This window comes from Kaarinaea lacus (genome assembly GCF_975902315.1).
This window is the reverse complement of record NZ_CDLKIE010000058.1, coordinates 1-13,375: the sequence shown is the minus strand read 5'-3', so window position 1 is coordinate 13,375 and position 13,375 is coordinate 1. Positions and strand designations below refer to the sequence as shown.

At 46.0% G+C, this 13,375-nt stretch carries 11 protein-coding genes and 1 pseudogene; 6 read left to right on the top strand and 6 right to left on the bottom strand.

The features are described from left to right. The 4 genes from ACWVCM_RS01200 to ACWVCM_RS01185 form a co-directional block, all read left to right on the top strand. Window positions 1-244 (top strand): M23 family metallopeptidase (locus tag ACWVCM_RS01200; RefSeq protein WP_455199868.1); only part of this gene is annotated, 244 nt, incomplete at its 5' end. Window positions 245-381: 137 nt separating this feature from the next. Next, on the top strand, window positions 382-3,120 hold the full coding sequence (gene secA, locus ACWVCM_RS01195) for a preprotein translocase subunit SecA (protein ID WP_455199867.1): 2,739 nt from the start codon (window positions 382-384) through the stop codon (window positions 3,118-3,120). A 102-nt stretch (window positions 3,121-3,222) separates the two neighbouring features. Further along, the gene (gene argJ / locus ACWVCM_RS01190) at window positions 3,223-4,458 is read left to right on the top strand and encodes a bifunctional glutamate N-acetyltransferase/amino-acid acetyltransferase ArgJ (RefSeq protein WP_455199866.1); all 1,236 of its coding nucleotides are present in this window, start codon (window positions 3,223-3,225) and stop codon (window positions 4,456-4,458) included. 35 nt (window positions 4,459-4,493) lie between these two features. After that, complete coding sequence (locus ACWVCM_RS01185) at window positions 4,494-5,441, top strand: Nudix family hydrolase (protein ID WP_455199865.1); 948 nt, start codon at window positions 4,494-4,496, stop codon at window positions 5,439-5,441. 55 nt (window positions 5,442-5,496) lie between these two features. Here the strand turns inward: ACWVCM_RS01185 and yacG are convergent, their stop codons facing one another. From yacG to pilB, 6 genes are all read right to left on the bottom strand, one after another. Continuing rightward, window positions 5,497-5,697, bottom strand: a complete 201-nt coding sequence (gene yacG, locus ACWVCM_RS01180) for a DNA gyrase inhibitor YacG (protein ID WP_455199864.1) — start codon at window positions 5,695-5,697, stop codon at window positions 5,497-5,499. Window positions 5,698-5,708: 11 nt separating this feature from the next. Continuing rightward, entirely contained in the window at window positions 5,709-6,515 is an 807-nt protein-coding gene (zapD, locus tag ACWVCM_RS01175; protein WP_455199863.1) for a cell division protein ZapD, read from the bottom strand. 115 nt (window positions 6,516-6,630) lie between these two features. After that, a complete protein-coding gene (gene coaE, locus ACWVCM_RS01170; protein WP_455199862.1) occupies window positions 6,631-7,230 on the bottom strand; it encodes a dephospho-CoA kinase in 600 nt (199 codons plus the stop codon). Window positions 7,231-7,268: 38 nt separating this feature from the next. Next, entirely contained in the window at window positions 7,269-8,168 is a 900-nt protein-coding gene (locus ACWVCM_RS01165) for a prepilin peptidase (protein ID WP_455199861.1), read from the bottom strand. Between the two features lie 119 nt (window positions 8,169-8,287). Further along, window positions 8,288-9,517: a type II secretion system F family protein gene (locus ACWVCM_RS01160; protein WP_455199860.1), complete on the bottom strand. Its 1,230-nt coding sequence runs from the start codon at window positions 9,515-9,517 to the stop codon at window positions 8,288-8,290. 18 nt (window positions 9,518-9,535) lie between these two features. Beyond that, on the bottom strand, window positions 9,536-11,254 hold the full coding sequence (gene pilB / locus ACWVCM_RS01155) for a type IV-A pilus assembly ATPase PilB (protein ID WP_455199859.1): 1,719 nt from the start codon (window positions 11,252-11,254) through the stop codon (window positions 9,536-9,538). A 612-nt stretch (window positions 11,255-11,866) separates the two neighbouring features. Here pilB and ACWVCM_RS01150 point away from each other — a divergent pair. Beyond that, entirely contained in the window at window positions 11,867-13,081 is a 1,215-nt protein-coding gene (locus ACWVCM_RS01150) for a glycosyltransferase family 4 protein (RefSeq protein ID WP_455199858.1), read from the top strand. Between the two features lies 1 nt (window position 13,082). Next, window positions 13,083-13,375 (top strand): annotated as a pseudogene (locus ACWVCM_RS01145) (asparagine synthase B); the annotation flags it as partial.

Below are 13,375 nucleotides of genomic sequence, written 5' to 3'. Positions count from 1 at the left end.
CTGGGCAGGTCGTCGTTATGGTTATGGTCTGTTAGTAGAGGTAAACCACGGTAATGGTTACGCCACGCGCTATGGTCACGCAAAAGAAGTCCTGGTCAAAGTGGGAGACACCATTAAAAAGGGACAGGTCGTTGCCTTGATGGGTTCAACCGGTCGTTCAACCGGGCCTCATGTGCATTTTGAAGTCTGGCATAACGGCAAAGTTGTGGATCCCATGGAATATATCCGTAGCGCCAAAAAATAACCAAAAATATTAAGCAAAATTTGTAACTTCTTCTATAGTTAGCATTTCTATATTGGTGCTATCCCCGTTATAATCCACTGCTTTTCGGGGATCGATTTTTTTCGCCCACTTTTTAATCAAATTATTAGTGAGACGTAATGGTCAGTAAATTACTGAGTAAAGTATTTGGCAGCCGTAATGAACGGCTGTTGAAACGAATGAATAAAGTCGTGGTACAGGTCAACGCGCTGGATGCGGAAATGTCCGGATTGAGCGATGATCAGTTAAAATCCAAAACCGATGAATTTCGTGATCGTCTGTCGAAAGGCGAGACGCTTGAGCAAATATTGCCAGAAGCATTTGCCGTAGTACGTGAAGCGGGCAAACGTGCATTAAGCATGCGCCATTTTGATGTGCAACTTATCGGTGGCATGGTGTTGAACGACGGCAAGATTGCCGAAATGCGTACCGGCGAGGGTAAAACGCTGGTGGCGACTCTCGCTGTCTATCTAAATGCCCTGGAAGGAAAAGGGGTGCACGTGGTCACGGTCAATGACTACCTTGCCAAGCGTGACTCGGAGTGGATGGGCAAGATATATAAATTCCTGGGCTTAACGGTTGGCGTCATATTGTCTGGCCAGGATCACGCGGAGAAAAAAGCGGCCTACGACGCAGATATCACATACGGCACCAATAACGAATACGGTTTCGACTATTTGCGCGACAACATGGCGTTTAGTTCCGAGGACAAGGTACAGCGTGAACTCAACTATGCCATCGTGGACGAGGTGGATTCCATACTCATCGATGAAGCCCGTACACCGCTGATCATATCCGGTCCGGCCGAAGACAGTTCAGAACTCTATACCAGGATCAACAAGCTAATACCCAGGCTGGAACGCCAGGAAAGCGAAGAGCTTGGCGACGGCGATTATTACGTCGACGAAAAATCCAAGCAGGCTTATCTCACGGAAAATGGTCATCAAAAGGTGGAAGATCTAATGACCGAAACCGGATTACTACTGGAAGGTGAAAGCCTGTACGATGCGACAAATATTAAGTTAATGCATCATCTCAATGCCGCCTTGCGTGCACACTCATTATTTCAGAAAGATGTCGACTATATTGTTGCCAATGGTGAAGTGGTTATAGTGGATGAATTTACCGGTCGCACCATGCCGGGTCGTCGCTGGTCCGATGGCCTGCACCAGGCTGTAGAAGCCAAAGAAGGCGTTCAGATACAACACGAAAACCAGACACTGGCATCCATTACCTTCCAGAATTATTTCCGTTTATATAACAAGCTGGCCGGAATGACCGGTACTGCGGATACCGAGGCTTTCGAATTCCAGCAAATATATGGCCTGGAGGTTGTGGTCATACCTACAAACCAGCCAGTTGCCCGCAAGGATCATACTGACCTGGTTTATATGTCACCGGAAGAAAAATTTGAAGCAATATCTGAGGATATCAAGGATTGCCGTGAACGCCAGCAACCCGTATTGGTGGGTACCGCATCCATCGAGACATCGGAATTGTTATCCGGTTTGTTGAACCGTGACGGTATTAAACATGAAGTGCTGAATGCCAAGTTCCATGAGCGTGAGGCAGAAATTGTCGCCCAGGCGGGTAGTCCGGGTGCAGTCACCATTGCAACTAACATGGCTGGCCGTGGTACCGATATTGTGTTGGGTGGCAACCTGGATGCACAGCTAGCAGGTATTGACGAAAAAGATACTGCCGCCAGGGAAAAAGTAACGCAAGAATGGAAATTGCGTCATGAACAGGTGGTTGCCGCGGGTGGTTTGCACGTAATCGGTACGGAACGCCATGAATCGCGTCGTATTGATAACCAGTTGCGTGGCCGATCAGGCCGTCAGGGTGATCCGGGTTCCAGTCGTTTCTATTTGTCATTGCAGGATAACTTGATGAGAATTTTTGCCTCGGATCGCGTTGCGGCCCTGATGCAGAAACTGGGCATGGAAAAAGGCGAGGCCATTGAACACCCCTGGGTAACCAAGGCCATCGAAAATGCACAACGTAAAGTGGAAGGGCATAACTTCGATATTCGTAAACAGTTGCTGGAATATGATGATGTCGCAAACGACCAGCGTAAAGTTATCTATGAGCAACGCAGTGAGCTGATGTCCACCGAGGATGTATCGGACACTATTGAAGCGATTCGCCACGATGTCGTTAATGAAATGATTGATGCTTATATCCCGCCAAATAGCATGGATGAACAATGGGATATCCCCGGGCTGGAAAAGGCCCTTGTAGCTGATTTCGGTATGACAATGCCCATTGAACAATGGCTGGAAGAAGACCATAACCTCCATGAAGAAACATTGCGTGAGCGTATAGAGCAAACCATGGTGGATGCGTACAAGGAGAAGGAAGAGCAGGCGGGCAGCGAAGTACTACGTCATTTTGAAAAAGCGGTTATGCTCAAAGTGCTGGATGACCAGTGGAAAGATCATCTCAGTTCCATGGATCATTTGCGTCAGGGTATTCATTTACGGGGATATGCGCAGAAGAATCCCAAGCAGGAATATAAGCGTGAGTCGTTTGAGCTGTTTACGCAAATGCTGGACCGCATCAAACATGAAGCGGTGAATGTTGTGTCACGTGTGCAGGTAAAGGCGGAAGAAGATGTCGAAGCCGTTGAAGAGCAGCGCCGTCGACAGGCACCGATGAATTTTCAGCATGAAGAAGCTTCGGCAGTAGCGGCTGCTGGTGGTGGCCCCGTCGGAGCACCGCCGCAAGGTCAGGCTGGCGCGGCGGCAATGGCCGAGAAAAAGCCTTTTGTCCGTGAAGGTAAAAAAGTGGGTCGTAACGAGCCCTGTCCCTGTGGTTCTGGTAAAAAATACAAACAGTGCCACGGTAAGATTCAATAAGCTTCTAGCAGTTCATTTCTTATTTGCTTTCAGAGTAACTTTTTTGCATGATGTTGTGCTAACGGCACAACATCATGTGTCTGAATTTCTTAAGGTGAATTTGTGTCTCAACTCGATAAACAACAAATTAAACAGGAATGGTCTGCTTTGAAACCAGTGCCTGGTGTGCGCCTTGGCGCCGCTGCGGCTGGCATCAAATACAGGAATCGTGATGATTTGTTGCTAATGGAGCTGGATGAAGAATCTCAGGTTGCCGCCGTGTTTACCCAAAACGCATTCTGTGCTGCGCCAGTGGTGGTAGCAAAGCAGCATATATCGACTGCATCACCCCGTTATTTGTTAATTAATGCGGGCAATGCCAACGCCGGTACCGGTAAAGCAGGGATTGATAATGCATTGGCCTGTTGCAGGGCTGCTGCTGAATTGGCTCACTGCCAGGTAGATCAGGTATTGCCATTTTCAACGGGTGTTATTGGTGAGCACATTCCCGTAGAGAATTTTGTATCTGCATTACCCGCTGCAATCTCCAATTTACAGGAAGATAACTGGCAAGCGGCGGCAAATGCCATTATGACAACAGATACTCTTGCCAAAGGTATTTCGAGATCTATGCAGATAGGTGGTCATGAAATTACAGTATCGGGAATAGCGAAGGGAGCGGGGATGATTTGCCCGAACATGGCGACCCTGCTTTCCTACGTTGCGACCGATGTGGCTATACCCCGTGATTTGCTGCAATCAGGTATGCAGCAAATCATTGCTAAAACGTTTAACAGTATTACTGTCGATGGTGATACTTCTACTAATGATGCCAGTGTGTTGATTGCAACCGGCAAGTCTTCGTTGCCAGTCATTGAGAGTGTGGAGGATCCAAACTATAAACAGGTGCTGGGATTAATTAGTGAAGTATTTGAATTTCTGGCCAGGGCTATTATCCGCGATGCGGAAGGTGCGACCAAGTTAGTCAATGTGTCTGTTGCTCAAGGTGTAGACCGGGAAGAGTGCGAAGTGGTGGCTTACACCATTGCGCATTCTCCTTTGGTAAAAACCGCCTTGTTTGCTTCCGATCCCAACTGGGGCAGAATCCTGGCTGCAGTTGGTAGAGCTGGCGTCAAAGATCTTGATATCAATAATATTGACATTGAGCTTAATGGTGTGCGTATCGTCAGTAACGGTGGAGTGGACGCCGGCTATAGCGAGGCTCTTGGGCAACAAGCCATGCAGCAGGACGAGATCAATATCAATGTCAGGTTAGGAAGAGGTAATGCAAGCGCCAATGTATGGACCTGTGATTTGTCATACGATTACGTCAAAATCAATGCTGAGTATCGTACCTGAGTCAGCTTAACTAATCCCCCTCCTGATCGCTTTACATGACTGACAAAATACATGTTTCGGTTGCAGTAATACGGAACCGGACAAACCAGGTGTTTATTACGCTAAGACCGGATCACGTACACCAGGGTGGTTTGTGGGAGTTTCCTGGCGGCAAGCTTGAAGCAGGTGAATCGGTATACGACGCACTGGTCCGCGAAATCCACGAAGAAAACGGCATTGATATCAAAGCTGCCCGGCCACTGATAAAAGTACCATTTCGTTATCCTGATAAACATGTTTTGCTCGATGTATGGGAAGTGCTGGAGTATAGCGGTACCGCACATGGCAAGGAAGGCCAGGAATGTCGCTGGACTGACATTGATGAACTGGATCAGTTCCTGTTTCCTCCAGCTAACAGGCCAATTATAAAAGCGGTTCAGTTACCCACCACTTATACTATTACGCCCGAGCCAGGCAGCGATAAAGAAAAATTTATTGCACAATTAACGGCTCGATTATCGACTAGTATTGACATGTTACAGTTTCGGGCGAAACAGCTTTCCCGTGAATCTTTTATAGCATTGGCCGAAACCGTAGTGAGTTTATGCCATCAGTATCACACTAAGGTTTTGTTAAATGGCGAGCCCGAATTGTTGTCTGGAATCTCCGCCGATGGGATCCATTTAACTTCGCAAAATCTAATGAAGCTGGATGAACGACCAATACCAAATAATTTCCTGCTAGCAGCTTCGTGTCATAACCTTGGTGAAATTGAACAGGCTAATCGAATCGGTGCTGATTTTGTTGTGTTGGCACCGCTAAAAAAAACATCCAGTCATCCGGAAGCCCAGCCGTTGGGTTGGGCAAGGTTTGCTGAGTGGACGCAGCAGGCGGTTATGCCAGTCTATGCTTTGGGTGGTATGACACAGGTAGATATTACAACAAGCTGGCAAAATGGTGGACAGGGTATTGCCGGGATTAGCTCGCTGTGGAATTTAGATTAGCAGCGCTGGTTTAACAGGTCATGTTCATAGCGATTTCAGACGTTGCGTTATGCCGCTAGTCGGAATAATTCTGTTTTTCACCCTGGTTTGATAACGAAAAATCATCAACATTGTCCCCGGCAATTCGGTGGGACTCACTCGCCCATTCCCCCAAATCAATCAGTTTACAGCGCTCACTGCAAAATGGTCGCCAGGGATTTTCATCAGTCCATTCGACGGCTTTTTCACAGGTGGGACATTTGACGGTTTTTACCATAACAGGAACAATTACAACTTACAGCAACACAGGTCAAACTCAACATGATCATGGGTTTGCAGTGGATGTTTTTGAGTGGCATCCATGAAGCGTACGGTAAAACGATGTTTGCTACCGCTGAATTCCGCGAAATAAGATGTATTAACAGGTAATGAGACCATGATGAGCTGACAGGGAGATTTTGGATCAAGAGAGCGCTTGTAAATACCATCTTCCGCTACTTCGCGTTCCGGCGCCGTACTACCACGCACCAGATCCAGGGCGCTTTCAACAGCGTATTGTAGTGGTCTGAAGGGTTCAAGCCATGACTGCAAGTCCTGCAAACGGCGTTCGGGCAATTGCATTAACCAGTAGCGGTAGGCAGGCAGGTCAAAATCGCACATTCCACCAGCAATATTATTTCTTTGCTGCAGTGCTTTTAGTAAATCATCTTCTTTAAGGTCTTTGTCTATGGGGCCTGAAATACCGCGGAGTTGGGCGCTGAGTTGTTTCAGGGTTGACAGGACTTCATCGAGCGTACCCAGTTCAATACCAGGTTTGTCCTTTAATGGTGTTAATACACCTGCAATTCGGTCCAGTTCCTTAACTGTTTCGGTCTTGATGTCAGTGCGACTGACGACATTTATTGTGTCTAACAGAGTGGTTACCGCCGTATGGCTGTTCTCGGGAGATTCCCAGGCCATGTGGTGTTCCATTAAGTTAAAGAGATATTCCAGTCGCAAGAAGAAACGATAGCGTTCGTTTAGGGGGTGCTCAAACTTTATAACCCTGGCACGCATCGGCAGATTTTCAAAGGTATTTGCAGCGCTTGCTTCCATAATATGCGTATTTTGCAATGGAGTTGATTATTAATCAACCTTAGCTTCATTTTGTGTGAAACGCAATTTGATTTGTATAAGAATTTAACAGTCATCCCAGGTCAGTAATACAACATCAGGATTTCTGCGCTAACTGCAAATATTTTTCGTGTAATACCGTCACCTGGCTTTTCAGGCTATCGAGCCCCTGGTTATTGTCAATCACATCGTCGGCTACGGCCAGCCGAGCTTCACGACTGGCCTGGCTATTGATAATAGTTTTAGCGAGTGACTCTGACATTTCATCGCGCTGTAGCGTTCTGACAATTTGAGTGGTTTCTGTTACATCAACCAGAAGAACGCGGTCCACAATTTGCTGCCATTGCTGTTCTACGAGCAGCGGTATTACCGCGATACAATATGGGGCTTCGCAATGATTAATTTTTGTGAGTAACAGTTGGCGAATACGAGGATGCAGTATTAATTCGAGTTTTTTTCTATCGTGATCGTTGTTAAATATTTGTTGCTTTAATTTTTCCCTGTCCAGCTTGCCAGATGTATCTATAATTTGTTCACCAAATTCATTTTTGATTTCTTCGAGCGCAGCCTGGCCGGGCTCGACCAGTTGGCGTGCAAAGACGTCAGTGTCATACACCGGAACGCCAAGTGCTTTGAATAGTTCGGCAACAGTACTTTTGCCACTACCGATGCCGCCGGTTAAACCGATCGTAAGCATGTCGAAAAAGGTAATTGGGGAATTTGAGGTATAGTGTACTACTGAATACCAGCAATTGAAAAATATAACTCGGTGATCTGAGTTCCCCAAAGCAGGTAAATCCAGCCGGCAATTGCCAGATAGGGTCCAAAGGGGATGGGTATATTTCTATCCCGACCACGAAAGAGAATCAGTGAAATGCCTATTATTGCGCCCACAAAAGATGATAATAATATGATACCAGGTAAAGTTTGCCATCCCATCCATGCGCCTAACATTGCCAGCAATTTGAAGTCACCATAACCCATGCCTTCCTTGCCGGTGAGCAGTTTAAATGCCCAGTAAACGCTCCACAAAGATAAATAACCGGCAATAGCACCAATAATGCTGGAGGTTGAATCCGTAAACAGGCCGAACAGCCCAAGTATGATCCCGATCCAGAGAAAGGACAGGGTAATATCATCCGGGAGTAACTTGTGATCAAAATCAATCATGCTCAATGCGATGAGCGACCAGGTTAAAAATAATGCCGCGAGACATTCCCATGAAAATCCAAACCGCCATGCTACCAGGACTGACAATATGGCAGTCATCAATTCAATAATCGGGTAACGTTTACTGATTGCGGTTTGACAGTTGGAGCAACGGCCCTTCAACCATAGATAACTAACAACTGGAATATTTTCCAGTGCTGTTATCTGATGGCCGCACTTTGGGCAAGCTGAGCGGGGAACCAGTAAGTTGTATTGTTGTTTCTTTTTCTCTGTCCCGGAATTTTCTTCAGTGGATTTGTCGTCACCAGACAGGAATTCGGTACATTGTTCACGCCAGATTGATTGCATCATTATTGGCAGGCGGTGAATAACGACATTCAAAAAGCTCCCGACGGCCAGGCTAAAAGCGCCTACAAAACATATAAAAAAAAGTGTATTGGTTTCGAGTAGTTGAACGAGAGCCATTGTAGCTGTAGGTTTCTAGTGTTGATGTTATGTATTCGAGAGTCTGGCAGTACAGGATATCCCGCCCATGCTGATAGCGAAGAGCGGGCTATGCCAAAAGATATTTGTTGGAATATCTGCTAGACCACTTCACCCATTTTGAATATGGGTAAGTACATGGCAATAACCAGGCCACCGATGAGAACACCCAATATCGCCATAATCATTGGTTCAAGCAAAGAACTTAAACCGTCAACCATGTTGTCCACTTCTTCTTCATAGAAGTCAGCAACCTTGGAAAGCATGGTATCCACTGCACCGGTTTCCTCACCGATTGCCAGCATTTGCACGACCATATTGGGGAACAGTCCGGACTGTTTCATTGATACGTTCATCTGGGTTCCGGTTGCCACTTCATCGCGCATCTGCAAAATGGCTTTTCCATACACGCTATTACCGCAGGCGTCAGCCACTGTTTCCAGGGCCTCAACCAGTGGCATCCCGGCAGCAAACATGGTGGCCAGGGTACGCGCAAAACGGGCAATGGTTGCTTTAGTAACAATTTCACCAAAAACCGGCACTTTTAATATATAGCGATCTAAAATTTCGTTAAAGGCTCGTGATCGCCGTTTTAGCTGCACCAAAATAAAAACGATAACACCTAATACGCCAAAGATCGCCCACCAATACTGAGTAAATAAGTTTGATAGTTTAACCACAAATAACGTAAGTGCCGGCAAGTCCGCGCCAAATCCTTCGAACATGCTTTTGAACTGTGGAATAACGAAAATTAATAGTATGGCGGTGATAATAAATGCAACGACAATAACGGCTGTAGGATAGAACAGGGCTTTCTTGATTTTGCCTTTAATGGCTTCCACTTTTTCTTTGTAAGTGGCAATTTTGTCCAGTAAGGTTTCCAGTATACCTGCCTGTTCACCCGCGTGTACCAGGTTACAGAATAAATCGTCAAAATATAAAGGGTGTTTACTTAGCGCATCGGCGAGTGCGGTACCACTTTCGACATCAGCTTTGATAGCCATAATTAGAGATTGCATACTGGGGTTTTCGTGGCCGCGTCCGACGATATCAAATGACTGTACCAGAGGAACGCCTGCAGCCATCATCGTAGCCAGCTGGCGACTGAAAACAGCGATATCTTTTGAGGTGATTTTTTTCTTCTTTGCACCGCCCAGAAGAGACTTGGGTTTTTTCTTGACTTTTAGTGGTGTAATACCCTGGCGTCGTAAATCTGCTTTAATTAAAGCAACATTAGTTCCTGTTGATTCACCTTTAACACGTTTACCTTGCTTATTGGTTCCTTCCCAAACAAAGGCTTCGGATTTTGGAGCTGCTGCTGCTTTTGCCATAGATTATTCCTTCGCTACTTATTCTTTGGTGACGCGATTGATTTCTTCGAGGGAGGTGAGTCCGGCGCGGATTTTCACCAGTCCTGACTGGCGCAAATCATTAATACCTTCTTTTTGCGCCTGATCAGCCAATTGAATTGCGTTACCGCCTTCCATAATGATACGTCGCATGCTATCTGATATGGGCATAACCTGATAAACACCGACACGGCCTTTATAGCCACCGTTGCACTGGTCGCATCCGTCAGGGGATGGGCCATAAATTTTCAGGGTTTTAATCTCATCGGGTTCAAAACCTTCATCAATCAGTGTCTGGTGCGGGATATCTTTTACCTGTTTGCAGTTGTTGCATAAACGGCGTGCCAGTCGTTGTGCAATAATCAGCTCTACGGATGACGCGATGTTGTAGGGCGCGATGCCCATGTTTACCATACGACTCAGGGTTTGTGGTGCATCGTTGGTATGCAAAGTAGATAGTACCAGGTGACCAGTCTGGGCCGCTTTAATCGCTATTTCACCTGTTTCCATGTCACGAATCTCACCCACCATGATGACGTCAGGGTCCTGGCGGAGAAAGGCTTTTAGAGCACTCGAGAAGGTCAGGCCTACCTTATTGTCTACGTTCACCTGGTTTATACCAGGCAGGTTAATTTCCGCCGGGTCTTCCGCGGTAGATATGTTGCGATCTTCTGTGTTGAGAATATTAAGGCCAGTATAGAGAGAAACGGTTTTACCACTACCCGTTGGGCCGGTCACCAGTACCATACCTTGCGGTTTTTTCAGGGCATTGAGGTAAAGTTGCTTCTGATCCTCTTCGTAACCGAGTGCGTCGATGCCCAGTTGGGCGCTGGTAGGATCCAGGATACGTAATACGATTTTCTCACCGAACAAAGTAGGACAGGTGCTGACACGAAAATCGATCGCGCGATTCTTGGATAACTTCATTTTCATCCGGCCATCTTGCGGGATGCGCCGTTCAGAGATGTCCAGTCGAGATAATACTTTTAAACGAGCCGATATCTTTTTACTTAATCCTATGGGAGGTGTCGCTATTTCGGTGAGCACGCCATCCCGACGGTACCTAACTCGATAGTATTTTTCATAGGGTTCAAAATGAACGTCTGAAGCGCCGGTATTAATGGCATCTAACAGAACTTTATTGATGAATCTGACAACAGGCGCATCGTCGACATCGCTTTCGCCACCGCCTGAATCTGAGCCTGGATCATCTTCACTGGAGATATCAATGTCATCCAGGTCGCCATCCAGGTCCTGTAGCGTGGTATCGCTGTCGGACATGGCTTTTTCGATAATGACGTTGAGTTTATCTTCTTCAACCAGCACCGCTTCAGTATTCATTCCGGCGTGAAACTTGATTTCATCCAGTGCGATGAGGTTGGTAGGATCTGACACTGCAATGAATAAGCGATTGCCCCGTTTGAATAACGGCAGGCCATGGTGTTGACGTACCAGTTTTTCATCGACCAATCGTACGATTTCGGGATCCAGCTCAATGGTACTGATATCTAGTAAAGGTACGCCAAATTCATGCGCCGCTGCATTGGCTAATGCTTTACTGGCAACCAGCTTGGACTCAACAAGGTATGAAACCAGCGGTAATTTTTTCTTGGTTGCAGCGTCCTGTGCCTTGACTGCATCAGGCTCAGACAATAGTCCATCCAGGACCAGCTTTCTCGCCAACCCATTGAGTTTCATTTGTGCGCTAGGGGTCGCCATTTTTTATATGATATACCGATGTGTTAATCGAAATTTATTCTATAACATTTTTCACTACTTGGGGTGTCTTTGCTGAAAGTAACAAAATTGCGTAATAAATGGGCAATTACTTGAGCCGCCGTTTCATCAACGGCAAACCAGGGATTATAAGCCGAAATGTGTTAATTCGGACATCCTGCTTTTTTCAGTATATGACACAAACACTTTGCCTCGCCAAAAGACAAGGATCATTTATCTTAATCCTTATCGGCAAAATATCTGCATTATTTAGTGGCATTTACTCAGCATACTACTATTTTCTTATCAAGATTCAATAGGATGGAAGGTTACAAACTAACCAGAGATAACAATGTGAACTGGCACACATCTTGTGTATATATAAAGTTATGTGTGGCGTGCTGAGTATATAAGAAAAATTAGATGTTATCGCTGTAACTACTGACCTGAGTGATGGAAATCGAGCCATATTGAAACCAGAGTAATTGATTGACCTTTGGCTTCCGAGACAAGAACCACCAATATTATTAATAAGTCAGTAAAGGTGATCGGTGGGATGTCAATCTGGAGTCTTGGTGCTCGGTAAAAAGGACACCTGGCGAATTTAAGCTGTTTATGAAAAAAACTATTAATAGAACTAATAACAACGTCTCCGTATTGGTCGTTACTTCTTCTTTCCCCAGCAGACAAAATCCTGTGAGTGGAATTTTTATTAAGCGCCTGGTGGACAATATACCGGCGCCGGTAAAGATATCGGTGTTGACACCTTGCGCCAGTGAGCCGGACGCGTTTCCTCCCGGTACGCACTACCAGCTTAAATGTTTTCGTTATGCACCGTGGAAATGGCAACAGCTGGCACACCTGCCTGGGGGCATTCCTGCCGCATTGGAAAAGAATTTCTTAATGAAATTGCTGGTACCGGTTTTTCTGCTTTGCATGTTTTTGCGCTGTGTCCGGGAAATTCCCCGGGTCGATATTATTCACGCTAATTGGTCAGTGAACGGATTCATTTGTGCGTTAGCTAACATGGTTGCGCGCCGGCCATTAATATTGACGCTGCGTGGTACGGATATCAGTAAAAGTGAGTCTTCAAAAGTTTACAACTTTATTTTGCGGTTCGCGATGCGCTTCAGTCAGCTTATCACCGTTGTTAGTGATGCCATGCACCAGCAATTGATATCACAATACCACGAGATGGACAGGAAAATAACTTTTGTCCCTAATGGGGTTGAACACGAATTATTAAATATACCGGCTCGAAAAATACGCAGCAACCAGGATTGTTTCCAGGTTTTGGTGATTGCGAACCTGATTAAACTGAAAAATGTTCCCGTGATTATTAAAGCCATCGCTAACCTGGATGGACGATTAAAAATAAAACTGACTGTAATAGGCGACGGCCCGGAAAAAGGTGCTTTGCAAAAATTATCCCGGGAGCTTGGTGTTGCCAGGTATGTTGAATTCACCGGGTTGGTAGATCCAGAGAATATAGTTAACTATTTGCAGCAGTCGGACAGTCTGGTGCTTACCAGTTCAAGTGAAGGTAAACCCAATGTGGTGCTGGAGGCGTTTGCTGCCGGTTTGCCTGTTATCGCCAGCGATATCGATGGCGTAAAAGAAATGATAGGCAATAATGAAAACGGATTATTGTATGAATCAGGTAGTGACAAAATGCTAACGGCTAAACTACTGGAATTGTTCCGCAATGAAAGTCTGTACAGGACATACAGCGAAAATGGAAGGAAATATATTTTGCAGAATAAACTGTTATGGGGTGATACCGGCCACCGGTATGCAACGCTTTATAATAGCCTGGTAGAAGCTGGCTGAAATGTGCGGACTGGTTTTTCTATATCAGGATGACATTCCCCAGTCTGTACTATCGGAAAGGGTTACTCAGGCATTAAAGAAGATAGCGCATCGAGGCCCTGATGATCAGGGTATAGAGTGTGAACCGCCTTACACGATGGGGCACCGCCGTCTATCGATTGTTGACCTTGCGGGAAGTCACCAACCGCTGGTTTCGGAAAATCAGCGTTATGTCTTTGCCTATAATGGGGAAATTTACAATTACCAGGAATTGCGTGACACACTGAAAGGCCGCTGGGATTTCCGCAGCAATGG

What these genes read in the sequence shown, in the direction of transcription:
- secA (WP_455199867.1), top strand. Translation starts at nt 382, where the DNA reads ATGGTCAGTAAATTACTGAGTAAAGTATTTGGCAGCCGTAATGAACGG.
- ACWVCM_RS01185 (WP_455199865.1), top strand. Translation starts at nt 4,494, where the DNA reads ATGACTGACAAAATACATGTTTCGGTTGCAGTAATACGGAACCGGACA.
- yacG (WP_455199864.1), bottom strand. Translation starts at nt 5,697, where the DNA reads ATGGTAAAAACCGTCAAATGTCCCACCTGTGAAAAAGCCGTCGAATGG.
- zapD (WP_455199863.1), bottom strand. Translation starts at nt 6,515, where the DNA reads ATGGAAGCAAGCGCTGCAAATACCTTTGAAAATCTGCCGATGCGTGCC.
- coaE (WP_455199862.1), bottom strand. Translation starts at nt 7,230, where the DNA reads ATGCTTACGATCGGTTTAACCGGCGGCATCGGTAGTGGCAAAAGTACT.
- ACWVCM_RS01165 (WP_455199861.1), bottom strand. Translation starts at nt 8,168, where the DNA reads ATGGCTCTCGTTCAACTACTCGAAACCAATACACTTTTTTTTATATGT.
- ACWVCM_RS01160 (WP_455199860.1), bottom strand. Translation starts at nt 9,517, where the DNA reads ATGGCAAAAGCAGCAGCAGCTCCAAAATCCGAAGCCTTTGTTTGGGAA.
- pilB (WP_455199859.1), bottom strand. Translation starts at nt 11,254, where the DNA reads ATGGCGACCCCTAGCGCACAAATGAAACTCAATGGGTTGGCGAGAAAG.
- ACWVCM_RS01150 (WP_455199858.1), top strand. Translation starts at nt 11,867, where the DNA reads ATGAAAAAAACTATTAATAGAACTAATAACAACGTCTCCGTATTGGTC.